The organism is Streptosporangium fragile (assembly GCF_039534445.1).
Classification (GTDB): Bacteria; Actinomycetota; Actinomycetes; order Streptosporangiales; family Streptosporangiaceae; genus Streptosporangium; species Streptosporangium fragile.
In genome coordinates this window covers 1-18,607 of sequence record NZ_BAAAVI010000059.1, presented here as the reverse complement: position 1 = coordinate 18,607, position 18,607 = coordinate 1, and the positions used below count along the sequence as shown (strand labels likewise).

The 18,607-nt window shown below is 69.5% G+C and carries 17 protein-coding genes and 2 tRNA genes; 12 read left to right on the top strand and 7 right to left on the bottom strand.

Annotated features, from left to right (window positions below; all coding sequences use genetic code 11):
• The first annotated feature begins 17 nt into the window (after positions 1-17).
• Together ABD841_RS30530 and ABD841_RS30525 are read left to right on the top strand one after the other, a co-directional pair.
• Positions 18-311 (top strand): hypothetical protein, encoded by a 294-nt coding sequence (locus tag ABD841_RS30530; protein ID WP_344978996.1) that lies wholly within the window; start codon positions 18-20, stop codon positions 309-311.
• Between the two features lie 126 nt (positions 312-437).
• The gene (locus ABD841_RS30525) at positions 438-707 is read left to right on the top strand and encodes a WhiB family transcriptional regulator (protein WP_344978994.1); all 270 of its coding nucleotides are present in this window, start codon (positions 438-440) and stop codon (positions 705-707) included.
• Between the two features lie 540 nt (positions 708-1,247).
• On the opposite strand, the gene ABD841_RS30520 is transcribed toward ABD841_RS30525, so the two are convergent.
• Together ABD841_RS30520 and ABD841_RS30515 are read right to left on the bottom strand one after the other, a co-directional pair.
• Positions 1,248-2,585, bottom strand: coding sequence for an ABC1 kinase family protein (locus ABD841_RS30520; RefSeq protein ID WP_344978992.1), 1,338 nt, complete (start codon positions 2,583-2,585; stop codon positions 1,248-1,250).
• A 61-nt stretch (positions 2,586-2,646) separates the two neighbouring features.
• Positions 2,647-3,747 (bottom strand): ThiF family adenylyltransferase, encoded by a 1,101-nt coding sequence (locus ABD841_RS30515; protein ID WP_344978990.1) that lies wholly within the window; start codon positions 3,745-3,747, stop codon positions 2,647-2,649.
• A 235-nt stretch (positions 3,748-3,982) separates the two neighbouring features.
• Here ABD841_RS30515 and ABD841_RS30510 point away from each other — a divergent pair, with 235 nt between their 5' ends.
• The 3 genes from ABD841_RS30510 (at position 3,983) to ABD841_RS30500 (ending at position 6,021) form a co-directional block, all read left to right on the top strand.
• A complete protein-coding gene (locus ABD841_RS30510) occupies positions 3,983-4,768 on the top strand; it encodes an enoyl-CoA hydratase/isomerase family protein (protein ID WP_344978988.1) in 786 nt (261 codons plus the stop codon).
• Between the two features lie 141 nt (positions 4,769-4,909).
• Positions 4,910-5,425 carry a M48 metallopeptidase family protein gene (locus tag ABD841_RS30505; RefSeq protein ID WP_344978987.1) on the top strand — a complete coding sequence of 172 codons (516 nt, stop codon included), beginning with the start codon at positions 4,910-4,912 and terminating at the stop codon, positions 5,423-5,425.
• The gene (locus ABD841_RS30500) at positions 5,419-6,021 is read left to right on the top strand and encodes a DUF2064 domain-containing protein (protein WP_344978985.1); all 603 of its coding nucleotides are present in this window, start codon (positions 5,419-5,421) and stop codon (positions 6,019-6,021) included. Before ABD841_RS30505 ends, ABD841_RS30500 begins: the two co-directional genes overlap by 7 nt.
• A 96-nt stretch (positions 6,022-6,117) precedes the next feature.
• On the opposite strand, the gene ABD841_RS30495 is transcribed toward ABD841_RS30500, so the two are convergent.
• The 3 genes from ABD841_RS30495 to ABD841_RS30485 all read right to left on the bottom strand — a co-directional run bounded on the left by ABD841_RS30495 (position 6,118) and on the right by ABD841_RS30485 (position 9,197).
• A complete protein-coding gene (locus ABD841_RS30495; protein ID WP_344978984.1) occupies positions 6,118-7,116 on the bottom strand; it encodes an endonuclease/exonuclease/phosphatase family protein in 999 nt (332 codons plus the stop codon).
• Positions 7,117-7,281: 165 nt separating this feature from the next.
• Positions 7,282-7,827 carry an NUDIX hydrolase gene (locus ABD841_RS30490; RefSeq protein WP_344978982.1) on the bottom strand — a complete coding sequence of 182 codons (546 nt, stop codon included), beginning with the start codon at positions 7,825-7,827 and terminating at the stop codon, positions 7,282-7,284.
• The gene (locus ABD841_RS30485; protein ID WP_425582067.1) at positions 7,824-9,197 is read right to left on the bottom strand and encodes a zinc-dependent metalloprotease; all 1,374 of its coding nucleotides are present in this window, start codon (positions 9,195-9,197) and stop codon (positions 7,824-7,826) included. Before ABD841_RS30485 ends, ABD841_RS30490 begins: the two co-directional genes overlap by 4 nt.
• A 79-nt stretch (positions 9,198-9,276) precedes the next feature.
• Here ABD841_RS30485 and ABD841_RS30480 point away from each other — a divergent pair, with 79 nt between their 5' ends.
• The 7 genes from ABD841_RS30480 (at position 9,277) to ABD841_RS30450 (ending at position 17,456) form a co-directional block, all read left to right on the top strand.
• Entirely contained in the window at positions 9,277-10,350 is a 1,074-nt protein-coding gene (locus ABD841_RS30480; protein WP_344979053.1) for an NAD-dependent epimerase/dehydratase family protein, read from the top strand.
• A gap of 139 nt (positions 10,351-10,489) precedes the next feature.
• Positions 10,490-10,915 (top strand): molybdenum cofactor biosynthesis protein MoaE, encoded by a 426-nt coding sequence (locus tag ABD841_RS30475; RefSeq protein WP_344978980.1) that lies wholly within the window; start codon positions 10,490-10,492, stop codon positions 10,913-10,915.
• A 156-nt stretch (positions 10,916-11,071) separates the two neighbouring features.
• Entirely contained in the window at positions 11,072-12,118 is a 1,047-nt protein-coding gene (locus tag ABD841_RS30470) for a YlbL family protein (protein WP_344978978.1), read from the top strand.
• Between the two features lie 400 nt (positions 12,119-12,518).
• Positions 12,519-15,494, top strand: a complete 2,976-nt coding sequence (locus ABD841_RS30465; protein WP_344978976.1) for a UPF0182 family membrane protein — start codon at positions 12,519-12,521, stop codon at positions 15,492-15,494.
• Positions 15,495-15,589: 95 nt separating this feature from the next.
• A tRNA-Met gene (locus tag ABD841_RS30460) sits at positions 15,590-15,663 on the top strand.
• A 545-nt stretch (positions 15,664-16,208) separates the two neighbouring features.
• Positions 16,209-16,282: transfer RNA gene (locus ABD841_RS30455), tRNA-Met, on the top strand.
• Between the two features lie 754 nt (positions 16,283-17,036).
• Positions 17,037-17,456, top strand: coding sequence for a PH domain-containing protein (locus ABD841_RS30450; RefSeq protein WP_344979051.1), 420 nt, complete (start codon positions 17,037-17,039; stop codon positions 17,454-17,456).
• A 44-nt stretch (positions 17,457-17,500) separates the two neighbouring features.
• Here the strand turns inward: ABD841_RS30450 and ABD841_RS30445 are convergent, their stop codons facing one another.
• Positions 17,501-17,734 carry a hypothetical protein gene (locus tag ABD841_RS30445; protein WP_344978974.1) on the bottom strand — a complete coding sequence of 78 codons (234 nt, stop codon included), beginning with the start codon at positions 17,732-17,734 and terminating at the stop codon, positions 17,501-17,503.
• Positions 17,735-17,787: 53 nt separating this feature from the next.
• Positions 17,788-18,198, bottom strand: coding sequence for a hypothetical protein (locus tag ABD841_RS30440; protein WP_344978972.1), 411 nt, complete (start codon positions 18,196-18,198; stop codon positions 17,788-17,790).
• Between the last annotated feature and the right edge of the window lie 409 nt (positions 18,199-18,607).

The following is an 18,607-nucleotide window of genomic DNA, read 5'->3' as shown; positions in this document are numbered from 1 at the left end:
ATGGAGGTGAGTCCACGGTGAAGAGCATCCTGATGTCGTCCCAGCGCGGGCTCGCTTCCGCGCAGCGTAACACCGTTCTGCCCTGCGGCGGCCAGGCCATTCTCACAGTTGGCGCGCCAGCCCCGGTTTGGCGGGACAAGTCTGTCCACTTCCAGGTCGCAGCCGGCCGTTGCGCCGCCCTCGTCGCCCTTCCGGCGACGGGCGCTGCCGTCCTGACCCTGGTGGATGGCGACTACGCACCGACCGAGCACATCGAAAACGGTGGACTGCGTGGTCCGCAACCCTGGAGGAACCCTCCGGTCATAAACTGATCGGAAGGAAGTCCTTCAGGCCGCGGATCCGCATCAGGATCCGCGGCCTTCTTGTTTGTCCGCGTCATTCCTGACCCCCACCCACGAGGTAACCGAATATCCAAACACCTAGCTGAGAGGTGAAGCATGGGGGCCCAGACGGTCATGGACCTGATCGACGAAGCCGCAATCCCCTGTCGTACCGACCCTGATCTGTGGTTCGCCGAGTCTCCGGAGGACGTGGAGTTCGCCAAGGCGCTCTGCGGAGGCTGTCCGATCCGCCAGGCCTGCCTGGCCCGAGCGCTGGAGCGTGAGGAGCCGTGGGGAGTCTGGGGCGGCGAGCTTGTCCTGCGAGGCGTGATCGTTCCCCGGAAGCGTCCGCGTGGGCGTCCGCGGAAGAACCCGGTCGCTGCCTGATCGACCCAGCACCTGAGAACGTACCGACCAGAACGTCCCTGAAAGGACCGATTCCAATGACCTACTTCACCAACCGGAGCACGGACCTGATGTCTATCCAAGAAGAACTGGTCCGAGACCGAATACGGACCCTCCACCGTGAGGCGGAGGTATACCGGAGAGCGGCGGGAATCCAGCGCCTCCAGCGCGCCCGCCGCGACGCCGAGCGCGCCTCCGCGCGCCTCCGCACCGCGCTCCTGCGCCTTGTCTGATTCAAGAGAGCAGACGGCGCCGAGTTGAACACCTGAGGGGCGGCTCCGGAACGGGGCCGCCCCTCGCTCTTTTCCCGGGCCCGACCGGGTGGCGTTGTCCGGTGGTGAGGATCCGCCGACCACCGGGTGGCATTGCCCGGCGGCGAGGATCCGCTAATCACCGGGCACGCCGATGAGCCGCCCGGACGGTGTGCCGGGCAACGCCGTGGTGATGGACGGTGTGCCGGTCAGCGCCCGGGCACGCCGATGAGCCGCCCGGACGGTGTGCCGGACGGCTCCCGGATGCGGCTCAGGTCGTGGTGAGTGTGGGCTCTCCCGAGTCCTCGTCGGAGAAGCCGGGCACCCAGCGGATGACCTCCTCGCGGAAGCGGGCGGTGGCACCGAGCTGGCAGAGCACGCCCACCCCCGCCGCGTGCACGCGGTGAATCAGCACGTAGGACGGGGGCAGGTTGAGCTGGCGCACCACGTTGCCGGGGCGCAGGTCGGTGACCGTGGCGGCCTGCTCCTGCAGCCACTCCCTGCTGAACGAGAACTGCTCGACCGCGGTCGGCTCGACGTAGGGGGCGAGGAACGCCCGCAGGGCCTCGGTGTCGACCTCGATGTGCGGTCGGATGAACCCCTCGTCACGCAGGCCCTGAACGACGGTGTCCATGTCGCCGTTGTTGAAGATGCGGGTGAGCTTCCCGAAGACCGGCGGATAGCCGTCGGGCAGCCGGTTGACCGCACCGAAGTCGAGGACGCACATGCGCCCGTCATCGAGGATCCGGAAGTTGCCCGGGTGCGGGTCGGCGTGGAGCATCCCCACCCGCGCCGGGGAGGAGAACAGGAACCGGACGAGCCGCAGCCCGGCCTGGTCGCGCTGCTCCTGGGTGCCGTCGGAGATGATCCGCGACAGCGGGGTGCCGTCCACCCATTCGGAGACGAGCACCTGCTCGTTGGCGGCGACCACGTCCGGGATCAGGAAGTCGGGATCGTCCTTGTACTCCAGCGCGAAGGCGTGCTGCGCCTCCGCCTCGCGGATGTAGTCGAGCTCCTCGGCCACCCGCTCGCGCAGCTCGGTGAGGACCGATTTGATGTCGAGGCCCGGCAGCAGCACCCCGAACAGCTTGCCGAGCCGCGCCAGCTGAGTGAAGTCGGAGAGCAGGGCCTTGCCCGCCCCCGGGTATTGGATCTTGACCGCGACCGTACGGCCGTCGTGCCAGACCGCTCTGTGCACCTGCCCGATCGACGCGGCGGCGGTGGGCTGGTCTTCGAACGACTGGAAGTTCTCCCGCCAGTCGTCACCCAGCTGCTCGACGAGGACCTTGTGCACGGTGGCCGCCGGGAGCGGCGGGGCGGCGTCCTGGAGCTTGGTCAGGGTCGCACGGTACGGGCCGGCGATCTCCGGGGGCAGCGCGGCCTCGAAGATCGACAAAGCCTGGCCGAGCTTCATCGCCCCGCCCTTGAGTTCTCCCAGAACCTTGAAGATCTGCTCGGCGGTACGTTCCTGGATCTCCTGGGCGACGATCTCGGCTGACTTTCCCCCGATCCGTTTCCCGAGACCGAGGGCGGTGCGACCGGCGAATCCGATTGGCAGGGACGCCAGCTTGGCGGAGCGCGCAACGGCGCGGCGCGGAAGGTCACTCACCTTGGTCTGCGGCCTGTCCCCGTACAGCGAGACGCCGCTCCCTCCCTTCGCTGTGTGTCCGTCAGCGGCAGGTAGCCGACGCGACCATTGTTAGCGAACCAAACTCGTTTCGGAAACAACGACATTGAGGATGAACACTCCAGGATCGCTTCCTCCATGTCCAATCAGGCAATACATCTACTGTGCCGTTGGTCACAGCAGGCTCCCGATCATCGATCCAAGCAAGCGCATGCCCAGCAGCCGATGCCGCTACCAGCGTGGACAGCGTCGCGCCGCACGCGATTTCGCCCGCGGGAAAGCCGCCGAGCCGGGCGCTGACGACCGGCCAGCCGGGGTCACGGTCGCGCCGGGCCAGATCCATGCAATGCAGGCACGCGCTCTTGCCCGGCAGCACCAGCGGGCCGACCGACCCGGAGCCCTCGAAGGCGGTCACCAGCAGGTGCGGGATCTCCCACTCGACGAGTTCCCTGACCAGTAGGCCGTCCAACGGCACCACCGGCGCGAGCACCGCCAGGTCGGGCCGTCTCGCGCCGTCGGCCAGGTGCGCGGCCTCGTCGCCCGTCCACGCGACGAGGCTGGGCGCGATCCTTCTGGCCACGGCGACCGCACCGTCCTGCCGGCTCATGCCGACCTCCGACCAGCCCAGCCCACCGGGGACGACGTCCTCGCGGCGCACGGTGCCGGGATCGACGACGCATATCCTGCCGACTCCGGAGGCGGCGAGCAGCGCGACGACCTGGGCACCCACCCGGCCCGCACCGTAGACCCGCACCTGGGCCTCGCGCCTGCGCTCCAGCACGGCCAGGCCGCCGTCGGTCGTGCCGGGGGACAGGGAGAGCGCGTCGAGATCCGGCCGGAGCCGGTCGCGTTCGGCGATCGCGAGCGTCCGCAGCGGGCCGGGGCCCGCCGCGGCGTCGTCGACCACCCCACGTCTGACCAGCATGTCGAGCAGGGTCCTGCCGCCCTCCTCGCCGAGGCCCGCGTCGACCGCCCCGGCCAGCACCCCGTTCAGGTCCCGCACGCCGTCAAGGCTCTCGACCCAGCGGCGGACCTCGGGCTCCAGATCGGTCAGCACCACCGCATGGCGTGGATGCAGGCCGAACTGCAGCGTGCGCCCGTCACGGGCGATCCGGCGCAGCGCGGGCTTCAGACGTGGTCTCATCGGGGGGCCTTTCCTCGTGGGGGACGTGCCGTTCTCCGGCGGCGTGCCAGCGTGCCACGCCCGAGCAAGATCCCGGACCCCTTTCCCGCCCCCTGTGGACAACGTCCCGCCCCCTGTGGACGGGCCCCTGTGGACGGGCCCCTGTGGGCGGGGCGACCACACGGGCGGGAGGTTCCACCGGGAAAGACGGGCGGGAGGCTCCACCGGAAAAAAGATCTGCACTACGCTCCCCGGCATGAACGAGCTCTTGGTCGACCGGCGTGACGACGGTGTCGTGGTGCTCACCCTGAACCGTCCGGACCGGCGCAACGCGATGACCGACGGGATGACCGGCGACTGGCGGCGGGTGATCGCCGACCTCTCCGCGGACCGGGACGTCCGGTGCGTGGTGGTCACCGGTGCGGGAGACGCGTTCTGCTCAGGGGGAGACCTCTCCTGGCTCGCCGAGCGCGGTACCGAGAGCGTGCCCGCCCTGCGTGACCGGATGCTCGGCTTCTACCGGACCTGGCTGGCCGTCGCGGACCTGGAGGTGCCGACGATCGCAGCCGTCAACGGCGCCGCCGTCGGGGCCGGGCTCTGCCTCGCCCTCGCCTGCGACCTGGTCTACGCGGCGCGGGAGGCCAAGCTTCTGGCGCCCTTCACCTCTCTGGGCCTGCATCCCGGGATGGCCGCCACCTACCTGCTGCCGAGGGTCGCAGGCGTACAGGTGGCCAGGGAGATGCTGCTCACGGGGCGGACGGTGACCGGCGAGGAGGCGGCGTCGGCGGGATTGGCGACGAGGGCCTTCCCCCGCGAGTCGCTGATGGAAGAGGTGATGGAGATCGCGTCGCGGACCGCCGCCAACGCGCCGATCGCCACCCGGCTCACCAAGGTCGCCCTCGCGGGCGGCGGGCACGCGGATCTCGAGGCCGCGCTCCGCTGGGAATCCCTCGCCCAACCCGTCACCATGGCCTCCGACGACATGCTCGAAGGACTGGCGGCTCAGAGAGAACGGCGCGCCCCGCGATTCGGCAACGCATGAGACAGCCGATAACCAGGTTAATTCGATAAGTCACGGCCATAGCGGATCGATCTCGTTGAACAATCAGCGAACGGGGATTGACCAGCGGGAACGCGTTCTACCCTCTGGTGTGAATTCGCCATTCTCGGCTACCGTTCATATGTGCCCCCCGAGACAGTCGAGGTCCGTCGAAGTTCTCGTCGCCGGCGGACGGTTTCTGCGTACCGCGACGGCGAGAAAACGATCGTGCTCCTTCCCGCCGGGCTGAGCAGCACCGACGAGGAGCAGTGGGTGCGCCGGATGCTCGACCGGCTGGCGGCCAAGGAGCAGCGCAGACGCCCCTCGGACGACGACCTGCTCGACCGGGCGATCGAGCTGTCGGCCCGTCACCTGGGCGGGAAGGCCAAGCCGTCGAGTGTGCGCTGGGTGGAGAACCAGCAGCACCGCTGGGGCTCGTGCACCCCGGAGCACGGCACCATCAGGATCTCCACGCGGCTTCGGGGCATGCCGTCGTGGGTGGTCGATTATGTGATCATGCATGAGCTCGTTCACCTGCTGGTGCCGAGCCATGGTCCCCGTTTCTGGGCGCTGGTGGAAAAATATCCCAAGGCCGAACGGGCACGGGGCTTCCTCGAAGGATTCTCCACCGCGGCCAACGGCGCCGCGGAGGAATGTTGACCGAAGATCGAGTAGTAGCGGTTCTCGTCACGCCCCCGATCGCACGGGCGGCACCCCCCGGAATCGACCCCGCGGACTTCCTGACGGCCCTCGCCGAAGACACCTACGAGCTCGTCGCCGGCCTCGACTTCGTCTCGCCGGTCGTGGTGACGAGCGTGCCGGGCATGGAGGAGATCGTCTGGCCGGGCACCCCGGTGATCGAGATCCCCGACCTTTCCGGCGCCGCCCTCGTCAGGACGGCGTTCGCGGCCCTGCCCCGGGCCGAGCAGGCCGTCCTGCTCGGCGCTGACGCGCCCGACCTGCCGCCCCTCCTCATCGGCAAGCTCTTCCGCGAGCTCGGCCGGGCGCGGATCGCCGTCTGTCCCGCGGCCGAGGGCGGCGCGGTGGCGCTGGCGGCGCATCTGCCCTACCCCGACTGGGCCGCGGTGGGCCTGGACGACCTCGACCCGGTCAAGCAGTTGCGCGCCTCGGCCCCGGGCAGCCGCATGGTCGCCAGGGGGCCCGGCTGGCACCGCCTGCGCGACCCCGACGACATCCGCCTGCTCGACCCGGGCCTGGAAGGCTGGGACAACACCCGGGCCCTGCTCTCGGCCTGAGTCCCCAGCCCCGCAGCTCCGGGACACCGTGCCGCGAGCCCGGGGACACCGCGACGGTTCGTGGCGCCGGAACGGTCACACGATCCGCACGGGGCGTCAGGACGCGGGCACCCGCAGGTCGGCGAAGACAGCCCGGTGGTCGGTCCCCGTGACGGTGTGGATGCTGACCTCGTTCACGCCCACCCGCTGGTCCACCACGACGTGATCGATGGTGATGATCGGGGGAATGCCCCTGTGCGCGGGCCAGGTCGGCACGAGCCCCTCGCCGACGGCGTCGGCGGCGTCCACGTAGCCGCGGTTCAGGAAGCGGCGCATGGCCACGTGGTCGAGGCTGGCGTTGAAGTCGCCCGCGAGGATGCGGATCCTGTCGGGAACGGCGGAGGGCAGGGCGTCCAGCGCGGCGGTCCAGTCGTGCACCTGCCTGCCCAGCGGCGGGAACGGGTGCACGGAGACGAGCTCCACGGGCTTGGCCCCGGGCAGGCTCATCCGGGCGGCGGGCATGTTGTGCCCGATCGCCTCGAACATGCCCTCCAGGGGGGTCAGCTCGTACCTGGCGTACAGGCCGCTGCCGCCGGCGCTCCACTCCGGCTCCAGCACCCGGTGCGGCATGGCCTCCTTCAGCCCGGCCGCGTCCAGTTCCTCGACCATCCCCGGGGTCAGCTCCTGGGCGCTCAGCACGTCCGGCTTCAGGCGCCGGACGAGGTCCATCACGACCCCCGGGTCGGCGTGGCCGAACAGCATGTTCAGCGTCAGCACCCGCAGCGGCGTACCCGTCGTGGCCTCGGCGGAGCCGATGGCGCGCGGGAGCACGCTGAAGCCGAGCGCCGTGGCGGTGACCAGCGCGACGGCGGTGGCGGCGCGGTTGCGGGACAGCGCGGACAGCAGCACCGGCACGAGCGAGGCCGCCGCCGCGTACGGGGTGGCGGTCATGAGCTGTGTGGTGAGCGAGTCACGTTCCAAACCGGCGACCCGGGCGACCGCCCAGGCGGCGAACGGCGCGACTGCGGCCCAGGCGAGAGACTTCGGCACCCGCCAGCGCCGCCGTGCCGGGGTCATGATCGCCCCTCCGACGCCCTTGTCAGCTACGACGTCCACGCTCACAGTGCCCCGATTCGCTTGCCTGGCCTGACGGAGATGAAGATATCGGGGGGGAAGTGAAACGGGCATAAAACGGTCCAACGCCTTCTGAACCCGATGCCCGCCGCCCCGGGTCCACCCCGCCGGGCGTCCTTCGGGCGCACCCGCCTCATCCGGCGGGCGTCACCCGGCGAGCAGGATCTCCCGGGCGCGGCGGGCCAGCCGGCGGGTCGCCTCATCGGAGAGGTCGGGGATCCCGTCCACCGGGAACCACCGCAGGTCGAGCGACTCCTCGCTGATCACGGCCTCGACGGCCGCCGGGGCGACCGCGCCGTACTCGATGTCCAGGTGGTGGCTGTGCGGCGGGTGGCACCAGACGCGGTGCCGGTCGAGGGCCAGCGGGCCGGGCAGCAGCCGCAGCCCGGGGATGCCGGACTCCTCGGTCGCCTCCCGCAGCGCGACCGCCTCCAGCGAGACGTCGCCGCGCTCGCAGTGACCGCCCATGGGAAGCCACATCCCCGCCTTGGGGTGCAGCGTCAGCAGCACCCGCTCGCCGTCGTGGGAGAGCACGGCCGTGGTCGCCGTGAGGTGGCCCGGCACGCATTCCCGCCACATCGCGTCCTCGTGGGCGTGGACGTGTTCCAGGAACTCCTTGCGCAGCAGCTCTTCCTCGGCGGTGGGCGCCGTCCAGCCCGTGAGCACCTCACGGGCGTCGTCACGCAGGCTCACACGCCCTCGCCCTTGGCGCCGGTGCCGCCTTCGTCGTCCTTGTCGTCGCCTTCCCGCTGAGTGTCCCGAGCGTCACCCTTGTCCGCAGCGCCCTCGCCGGACGCGCGATCCTCGCCGGGGGCGGCCGAAGCCTCCCGCAGAGAGGCCTCCAGGGCGGACAGGTCGAGCTCGGGCTCGCCCCGCACGAAGCGCTCGGGGTTCTCGAGGTCGTCGGCGGTCGGCATCAGGTCGGGGTGACTCCAGAGCGCGTCACGCCCGTCGACGCCCCGGTCGGCCTTCAGCGCCTGCCACAGCACGGCCGCCTCGCGCAGGCGGCGGGGCCGCAGCTCCAGGCCGACGAGCGTGGCGAAGGTCTGCTCGGCGGGGCCGCCGCTCGCCCTGCGGCGCCGTACGGTCTCCGCCAGCGCGGTCGCGGAGGGGAGCTTGCCCTCGGCCGCGCTGTCGACGACGGTGCCGACCCAGCCCTCGACCAGGGCGAGCATGGTCTCCAGCCGGGACAGGGCGGCCTTCTGCCGCTCGGTCTCCTCGGGCTTGAGCAGGTTGCCGCCGCTCAGCAGTTGCTGGATCTGCTCGGGGTTGTTGATGTCGAGCCCGCGGATCTGCTCCTCCAGCGCGGACGCGTCCACCGTGATACCCCTGGCGTACTCCTCCACCGCGCCGAGCAGGTGCGCCCGCAGCCACGGGACGTGCTGGAACAGCCGGTGGTGCGCCGCCTCGCGCAGGGCGAGATACAGGCGGATCTCCTCGGCGGGCGTCTCCAGTCCCTGGCTGAACGCGGCGATGCCGCCGGGCAGCAGGGCGGCGTTGTCCGACAGCGGCAGGCCGATGTCGGTGGAGCCGAGCACCTCACGGGCGAGCGAGCCGACGGCCTGGCCGATCTGCTGGCCGACCATCATGCCGCCCATCTGCTTCATCATCCCCATCAGCGGCCCGGCCATGGCCTGCGCCTCCGGGGGCAGGCCCGCCGCGCCGAGCGTGCCGCTCATGGTCTCGACCATGCGGGCGGCGATGGGATCGCAGAGTTTCCGCCAGACGGGGATGGTCTTCTCGATCCACTCCGAACGGCTCCACGCCTGAGGGTTGTTGACCCCGCTCGGCAGCGCGGTGGCCTCGTTGAGCCACAGGTCGGCGAGGTTCAGGGCGTCGACGATCTGGCGTCGCTCGCCTTCCATGACACTCGGGTCGCCTTCGGCGGCCACGACGTGCCGTGCGATGTTCTTCGCCATGTCCCAGTTGACGGGACCTGAGCTCGGCGGTGCGGAGAGCATGTCGGCGAACTGGCGCATGGCCGCTGCGATCTGCTCCGGGTTGCCGAACATGGCGAACGGATTCTCGTTGGGGTCGTTTTCCCGACCTGGCAAGTCAGTCACCGCTCTACCTCGTGCAGGATGGAGGAGTCCACATCCGCCACGTTATCCGTCGCACGGCGGGTCAGTGCAAAGTGAGGACCTGGTGCCTACCTCAAAACGCTCCCGGCCCCCCGTCGTCGCCGTCACCGGCGCCGCCTCGGGTATCGGCCGCGCCTTCGTCGCGAAGGTCGCCTCGTCTGCGGATTTCCGCAGGGTCGTGGCCATCGACGAGCAGCGCGGCGACGTACCCGACGTCACGTGGCGGGTGCTCGACGTCCGAGATCCGCTCTTGGCGAACCGGATCTCCGACATCGACGTGCTCGTACACCTGGCGGCCGACTACGCGCTGGACGCGGATCCTGCGGAGCGGCGCGCCTACAACCTGCGCGCGGCGCAGACGGTGCTCACCGCCAGCGCCGCCGCCCGGGTGCGCCGGGTCGTGCTGGTCACCAGCGCCATGGTGTACGGAGCCGCGCCCGACAACCCCGTCCCGCTGCCCGAGGATTCGGCGGTCGCGGCCGAGCCCGACACGGGCATGGTCGGCGACCATCTGGAGATCGAGGCGTTGGCCCGCCGTTCCCTGCGCAGCCACCCCGGTCTCGACGTGACGGTGATCCGGCCCGCAGCCGTTGTCGGCCCCGGCGTCGACAGCGTGGTCACCCGGCATTTCGAGGCCCCCAGGCTGCTCACGGTCAAGGGGTGCAGCCCCCGCTGGCAGTTCTGCCACATCGACGATCTCGTCTCGGCCCTGGAGCTGGCGGCGCTCGGTGTGGTCTCCGGTGTGGTGGCCGTCGGCGGCGACGGCTGGTTGGAGCAGGAGCAGGTCGAGGAGATCTCCGGGCTGCGCCGCCTGGAGCTGCCCGCCGGGCTGACCTTCGGCACCGCCCAGCGCCTGCACCGTCTCGGCGTCACCCCGGCCCCGGCGACCGACCTGCACTATGTCGTCTACCCCTGGGTGGTCGACTGCGCGGCCCTGCGCGAGGCCGGCTGGAAGCCGATGTGGACCAACGAGGCCGCCTTCGCGCAGCTCCTGGAGCTGCGCGAGGGCAAGCACGCGGTCGTCGGCCGCCGCCTGTCCGGCAAGGAGGCCACGCTGACCGCCGCCGGCGCCACCGTCGCCGTCCTCGGCACCGCGGCCATCGTCCGGGCAGCCCGCAAGAAGCGCCGGGTATGAGGGCACGGGCGAGGCCCGGGGAACGTACGCGAGACCCGTCTGCGGAATCCGAAGGGCGTACACGACACCGTCCGGCACACCGGAGCTCGGGGCCGCTCGCCCCCGGGGACATTTTTGCCGGGGCGGTACGCTTTGTGACGTGGATGTCATCCGGCTGCTCGGTATTCGCGACACCCCGCTCTCGGTCGACGAGGTGTTCGCCGCCGTCGGCGACCACGCCGCGGGCGGCACGACGGTCTTCATCGGCACGGTACGCGACCATGATCACGGCAAACCGGTCACGAGCCTCTCCTACTCGGCGCATCCGAGTGCCGAGGCCGAGCTGCGCCGGGTGGCGGAGAAGGTCGCCGCGGACTTCCCGGTGACCGCGCTGGCCGCGGTGCACCGGGTCGGCGATCTGCAGCTCGGTGACATCGCGGTCATCGTCGCGGTCTCCTGCCCGCACCGCGGTGAGGCGTTCGAGGCCTCCCGCAGGTTGATCGACGATCTCAAGAGCCAGGTCCCCATCTGGAAGAACCAGCTTTTCGCCGATGGTTCGTCCGAGTGGGTCGGCGCCTGCGACTGAGCCCGCCGGGCCGGACGATCGGGTTCCGCAGTTGGGGTCCTCGTGCCGGCCGGGGCTTGACGCGAGGGTGCCGGGTCGGGCGGCGGCGGCGGTTCCGGGGAGACGACACGCGTGGGTGAGGTTTGGCGACCTGCGGTACGGCATAGTCTTTATCCCATGTCCCGACGAGCGTTGACCCTGATGGTGGCCGGTTTCCTCACGCTCGCGCTCGCCGTCATCGGAGCCGTGCTGCCGGTGCCCTACGTCGTCCTGAGCCCCGGGCCGACCGAGAACACCATCGGTGACGTCGAGGGCAAGCCGGTGATCAGCATCAAGGGACGCCAGACCTATCCGACCGACGGCAAGCTCAGCCTCGTCACCGTGGCCTATCAGGGCGGGCCGGGCACCAGGCTCGACCTGTTCAGCGCGCTCAAGGGGTGGATCGACCCGACCATCGCGGTCGTGCCGGAAGAGACGATCTTCCCGCCGGCGACCACCGCCAAGGAGGTCGAGGAGCAGAACACCCAGGAGATGACCAACTCCCAGGACGACGCGACCGCCGCGGCGCTGACCGAGCTGAAGATCCCCTATACCTCCGTCGTGACCGTGGCCTCCATGGAGAAGGGCCTGCCCGCCGACGGCAAGTTCAAGCAAGGCGACGAGATCGTCTCGGTGGACGGCACGCCCGCGAAGGACCGGGAGACCGTCTCGGCCACCGTCCGCAAGCGCAAGGCGGGCGAGACGGTCACCTTCGTCGTCAACCGCGGCACCCAGAGCCTGACCATCCCCGTCCCGACCACCGCGGCCAAGGACGGCACGCCGATCGTCGGCATCACCATGCGGGTCGGTTACAGGTTCCCCTTCGAGGTCTCCATCAACGTCGGCGACGTCGGCGGGCCCAGCGCGGGGATGATTTTCTCCCTCGGCATCGTCGACAAGCTCACCCCCGGGCCGATGACCGGCGGCAAGTCCATCGCCGGCACCGGCACGATCACTCCCGAGGGTCAGGTCGGTCCGATCGGCGGCATCCAGCAGAAGATGGTCGGCGCCCGCAAGTCGGGGGCGACGTTCTTCCTCACCCCTGCCGACAACTGCGCCGAGGCCGTCAAGGCCATTCCCGACGGCCTGAAGCTGGTCAAGGTCGAGACGCTCCACGAGGCGGTGCAGGCGATCGACGCGATCCGCACCGGCAAGGGCGCCACGCCGAGCTGCCCCACCGGCTGACCCGGCCCCACCCCGGCTCCGGTTCGAGCTGCGCCCCTGGCTCCGCTGGCTCCGGTGCCGACCCGCCCGGCTCAGGCGCCCCGCCCCCTGCCGGACCCGGGTGGACCGCGCTCGGGGCCGCTCCGTGAGCCGCCCAAGGGCACACCCATCCATATCCATCGGAATCACCAAGGCGCCCAAAAAGACAGAGTTTTTCGGTACGAATCGGAGATCCGGGCACTCGTCCTGACCTTTGCGCGTTGGTACCACTGGACCCCGGACCCTCGGGGGTTGTGGCCGGACCGTGCCCGAGCGGCTGAGCGCGGCCGAACCCCTGCCGGTGTAGGTTTCCAGACACGGACCGTGCTCTTACGACAAGGGGTTGGCCTTGAGCTTCCGGACCCCCGGAGCCGGCAGGGCAATGCGCTTGCCCCGCCGGCCACGATTGTTGCTTCCCGTCGCCATCGCCCTCGCGGCGATCGTCGTGGTGTTCTTCCTTTTCGCCGGTATCTTCACCGACTACCTGTGGTACGACTCGGTCGACTACACGGCGGTCTTCTCTGGTGTGGTCGTCACGCAGATCCTGCTGTTCATCGTGGGAGCCCTGCTGATGGTCGGTATCGTCGGCGGCAACATGCTGCTGGCGTACCGCGTGCGGCCCATGTTCGGTCCGGGCATGTTCGGTGGCGCCAGCGGTGCCGACCGCTACCGGATGGCCCTCGACCCGCACCGCAAGCTGATCTTCCTGGTCGGTATGGCCGTGCTCGCCCTCTTCTCCGGGTCGTCGATCTCCGGGCAGTGGAAGACCTGGCTGGAGTTCGTCAACGCGACGCCGTTCGGCGAGCCCGACCAGCTGTTCAAGATGGACATCTCGTTCTTCATGTTCACCTATCCGTTCATCCGGATGGTGCTGAACTTCCTGTTCGTCGCGGTGGTGCTGTCGGCCGTCATGGCCGCGATCGTGCACTACCTGTACGGAGGGTTCCGGCTCCAGTCGCCCGGCGTGCACGCCTCGCGTGCGGCCCGGGTGCACCTGTCGGTGCTGCTCGGCGTCTTCGTGCTCCTCAAGGCGGTCGCGTACTGGATCGATCGGTACGGTCTGGTCTTCTCCGATCGCGGCTTCGTCCACGGCGCGTCGTACACCGACGTCAACGCGGTGCTCCCGGCCAAGACCATCCTGGCGATCATCGCCCTGATCTGCGCCGCCCTCTTCTTCGCGGGCGTCGTGCGGCCCGGCGGCATGCTGCCCGGCGTCGGCTTCGGCCTCCTGGTGCTCTCGGCCGTCCTGATCGGCGGGGTCTACCCCGCGCTGGTCGAGCAGTTCCAGGTCAAGCCGAACCAGCAGGGCAAGGAGCAGCTCTACATCAAGCGCAACATCGACGCCACCAGAAAGGCCTACGGCGTAGAGAATTCGGAGGTCATCAACTACGCGGCGCAGGGCGACGCGAGCAAGGCGAGCGTCGGCGCCGACAGTTCGATCTCCGGTGTGCGCCTGCTCGACCCGAACCTGGTCGCGAAGACCTACCAGCAGAAGCAGCGGATCCGCGGTTACTACGACTTCCACGACCCGCTCGACGTCGACCGCTACCCCGACGCCGATGGCACCATGCGTGACACCGTCGTCGCGGTCCGGGAGCTCACCGGCCCGCCGCCCGAGCAGAACAACTGGATCAACCGGCACCTCGTCTACACCCACGGCTACGGCTTCGTGGCCGCGCCGGGCAACGAGGTCGACTCCCAGGGACTGCCCAACTTCGACGCCAAGGACATGCCGGTGACCGGCTCTCTGGCCGAGCGGACCGGCTTGAAGGAGTCCCGGATCTACTTCGGTGAGGCCCCGGCCGCGCCCGAGTACGTCATCGTGGGCGGCGACCGGAACCAGGAGCTCGACTACCCCGAGAGCGGCGGCGCCGACCAGAGGAACACCACCGGCCAGAAGAACACCACCTATACCGGCAAGGGCGGCGTCCCGGTCGGCTCGTTCTTCAACCGGATGCTCTACGCCGCGAAGTACAGCGAGATCAACCTGCTGCTCTCGGGTGACATCAACGAGAAGTCCAAGATCCTCTACGAGCGCAACCCGCAGGAGCGCATCGCCAAGGTGGCGCCGTTCCTGAGCCTCGACAACAACCCCTACCCCGCCATCGTCGACGGCAGGGTGGTCTGGATCGCCGACGCGTACACCACCTCCAACGCCTACCCGTACTCCCAGAGCAAGAGCCTGGAGGCGATGACGCGCGACACGGTCACCGACCCCCGCCTGGTGGTGCCGCAGCCCCGCGACCAGATCAACTACATGCGCAACTCGGTCAAGGCCACGGTCGACGCCTACGACGGCACCGTCACCCTGTACGCCTGGGACGAGAAGGACCCGATCCTGCAGACCTGGCGCAAGGCTTTCCCGGGTGTCATCAAGCCGCAGTCGGAGATGCCCGCGCAGCTCAAGCAGCATCTGCGCTACCCGGAGGCGCTGTTCAAGGTTCAGCGCGACGTGCTGTCCCGCTACCACATCGAGGACGCCTCGGCCTTCTACAGCGGTCAGGACTTCTGGAACGTCCCCACCGACCCGTCGTCGGGCGAGCGCGACATCAAGCAGCCGCCGTACTACCTGTCGGTCAAGATGCCCGGAACGTCGGCGCCGTCGTTCTCGCTGACCACCACGTTCGTGCCGCGGCAGGGACCCAACCTGGCCGCGTTCATGGCGGTGGACGCCACCCCGGGGCCCGACTACGGGAAGCTGCGCATCCTGCGCATGCCGTCCAACACCACGATCCCCGGCCCAGGCCAGGTGCAGAACAACTTCCAGAACAAGTTCTCCGGGGAGCTCAACCTGCTCGGCATCGGCGGGGCGAAGGTCCGCTACGGAAACCTGCTCACGCTGCCGTTCGCCGGCGGCCTGGTCTACATCGAGCCGGTCTACGTGGAGACCGCGGCATCCTCCGGCCAGGAGCCGTACCCGATCCTCCGCCGCGTCCTGGTCTCCTACGGAGACAAGGTCGGCTTCGGTGACACGCTCGGGGACGCGCTGAAGCAGGTCTTCGGGGACGAGGCCCAGCAGACCGCGCCCACGGAGAACAAGCCCGGCGAGGCCAAGCCGGAGGAGACCAAGCCCGAGGAGTCCAAGCCCGCCACCGAGCTGACCGGAGCGATCAACGACGTGGAGGAGGCCTACCAGAAGGCCCAGGACGCCCTGGCGGAGAACCCGCCCGACTGGGCGGCGTACGGCGAGGCACAGAAGGAGCTGAAGGAGGCGCTCGACAAGCTCAAGGGCACGGCCGCCACGGCGCCGTCCGCGCCCGAGTCCACTGCCTCCCCGAGCCCGAGCCCGACCTCGTCGGCGTCACCGACACCCACGCCGGCGGTGACACCCACGGCCTCACCGCCGCCGAACTCCTAGGAGTATCGGGCGGCCCCTGGAAGATCGACAGGAGCCCAGCGGCATTCGATTCGCATTCGCCTCCGGAGCCGGGTAGTCTTACGGACGTACACCGACGCGGGGTGGAGCAGCTCGGTAGCTCGCTGGGCTCATAACCCAGAGGTCGCAGGTTCAAATCCTGTCCCCGCTACTGAACGAAGGCCCCGGTCGCCGAAAACGGCGACCGGGGCCTTTCGCATGTTCTCCTCTCCGACCCGGGTGCCGGTTCCTTTCCGGCTCCGGCCCCGCGTCGGCTGTTCACGGCTCTCGTATCGGCTCTCCCGGTGCCCGGTGCCGACTTCTCATGACTCCCGTGCTCACGGTTCGAGGAGTGGTCTCGCTCCGTTCGCGCGCCCGATCCCCTCCGTCCGGGGTGGCATGGATCCCCACCACGCGTTCAGCGGGGCACCGCACGTCGCCGGGTCCGGTGCCTGCCCTACGCCGTCTTCCCAGGGCCTGGAGATCGGGAGCGGCACGTGCCGAGGGGTAGGCGGTCACCGCTTCCCGATGGGCATGGCCGCGGTCGGTGGTGTGTGGACGCCGGTCCGCCTCCACCTGCGGGAGCGCCTGGTACGCGGGTCGGGACGCCGCCAGGTATCACGGTCGTCGAGCCGGCGCGATGACCTCGCCACGCCGCCGGTTCCTCAACCGGTTTGCACCTGGGAGGGAAATCCGGATACTGTTGAGACACACCGACGCGGGGTGGAGCAGTTCGGTAGCTCGCTGGGCTCATAACCCAGAGGTCGCAGGTTCAAATCCTGTCCCCGCTACGAAACAAAGGCCCTGATCTCTCAGAGATCAGGGCCTTGTTTTTAATCCCATATGAAGGCGCCGCAGTGCGTCGGGTAAGAACTCACCCGCTACGTGGACGAGCCTGCCTGCCTACATCCTGCGGATGACCTGGACCTCCGCCGAGGACGACCTGGAGGGCTTCCGCAAGGGCCCGGACTTCGCGGCGTTCTTCGCTGAGATCCGGCCGTACGTCAGCGACATCGAGGAGATGCGTCACTACGCGCCCACCGGGATCCGCGGCCAGGGTCCGCTGTGCCGACGCTCTACGAGTGGGCGGGCGGAGCCGAGGCCCTGGAGCGGCTGTCCGAGACCTTCTACGGCGGGGTGCGCGAAGACGATCTCATCGGGCTTTCGCACACATGGACCCTGGACATCCCGCGCACGTGGCAATGTGGCTCGGCGAGGTCTTCGGCGGTCCGGCCCGCTACACCGCAGAGCGTGGGGGATACCCCCACATGCTCTTCCAGCACCTTGGCAAAGACTCACCGAACCGCAGTGTCGCGGCTGGCTGAACCCACTCCTCGACGCCGCCGACGCGGTCGGCCTCCCGGCGGATCCGGAGTTCCGGGCCGTGTTCGTGCGATTACCCCGAATGCGGGACGCGCCTGGCGCTGTCCGACTCCCAGCCTGGAGCCTCCGTGGTCACCGATGCCGCGGTGCCGCGCCCGGGGTGAGGGTGGCCACCGCCGTACATGCCCCAGAGCTGAGAGGTAGCGTGCGGTCGTGACTGAGATGCCCGAACCGGTCCTGCGCTGGCGCGTGCGCCGCGATCTTCTCGTGCTGAAGGTCATCGCGGTGCTTGTCCTGGCGCTGCTGACCGTGCTGAGCCGTGACGACCCCCGCGGCATGATCCTGGCGGGCGTCGCGGCCCTGGCCGTGGCCGCCCTGGCGCTGCGCGACGTCCTGGCTCCGGTTCGGCTGAGCGCCGACGGAGAGGGTCTCGTCGTGGTCAAGGGCTTCGCCGGGTCCCAGCGAGTGCCGTGGAGCGCGGTCGAGCGGGTCCGCGTGGACAGGCGGACCCGTTTCACCTCCCGCACGGAGCTCCTGGAGATCGACACCGGGGAGGGCGTCTACCTCCTCAGCCGGTTCGACCTCGGGGCGCCCTGCCAGGAGGTGGCCGATGAACTGCGTGTGTTTCGGACGGGCACGTAGCCCACTCTCCCCGGTTCGCGGCGCGGCCCCGGGAACGGCGGGTGTCAGGCCCGGACGCGGACCCGCCGGTGTCGTGGCACGAACTTCGGCTGGCTGCGGCGCAGCAGCAGGCTCGCCTTGTACAGAGCCCAGCCGGTGAGGAAGGCCCCGAACGAAGCCTGCCCGATCCGCGCCCACATCGGGACCTCGACGGCCGCGAACACCACGACACCGATCCAGATAAAGCCGAAGACGCCCACGAGGGTCGCCGCAGCCCAATTCAGCCCCCGCTGCAACATGCCTGAAGTGTTGCAGATCTTGGTTCAAGACCAGGTCAATGACGCGGAACGCGTCATCGCGGGAGGCTACGGCTCGTGCCGGCACACCTCCGCACGCGGAACCCGCGATCGGTCATCGGGGCTGTCCCGCGCGGATTCTTCTCCAGCGCGGCCAACAGGGCGGTCGCGGTGTGCGCGTCGGCCAGGATGCGGTTCACCTCATCCTCTGTGGACGGGAGTTGGCCGCGCTTGGCGAGCTCGTCGGTGAGGAAGGTCAGCGGCTCCGGGTAGCCGGCCGCGTCCGCGGCGACCGTCGCACGGGCCGCCGTCAGAAGACGCAGGTAGTAGGCCCGAAGAGTCGCTTCGCGCATTCGGGCGTCTTCAAGGTCGCTCAGCAGGGACCGGGCGACCCTCAGCAGGTCGCCAGGGCGGTCGGCCTCCGCGTCGATGTGCGCGCGGATGTCGTCGAACTCCGAGCGGGTCATGGTGCTCACCTCCACGGCGGAGTCAGGATCCTGACCCTCGCTCCTACTTGGTATCCGGAGTCGATTGCGAACGGCTTGACGTCTGGTTGCGAGCTTCGACGTCCTACGAACGTTTGGGACGCGCGACCCTCGGGGATGGTTGGCAAGTTGTCTTTGGGACGTGGGAGTCCTGGTAATGTTCTTCTTGCAGGGCGACGCGCCCCCGGGATCTCGCAAGACTCCGGATCGGTGAACTGCCCAGCAACCCCCTCTTTCCATCCGGCAAACCGGGCGTGTCTGCATGATTCGACACGGACGCTATGTTGGAGTAAGTTAGAGGGGTTGCCCTGGAGGCAGGGCGGCCGGCATCCGCATGGATCCGGCGGGCGAGGTCGGCCATCGCGAAAGCGACAAGTTGACACAAACCCGG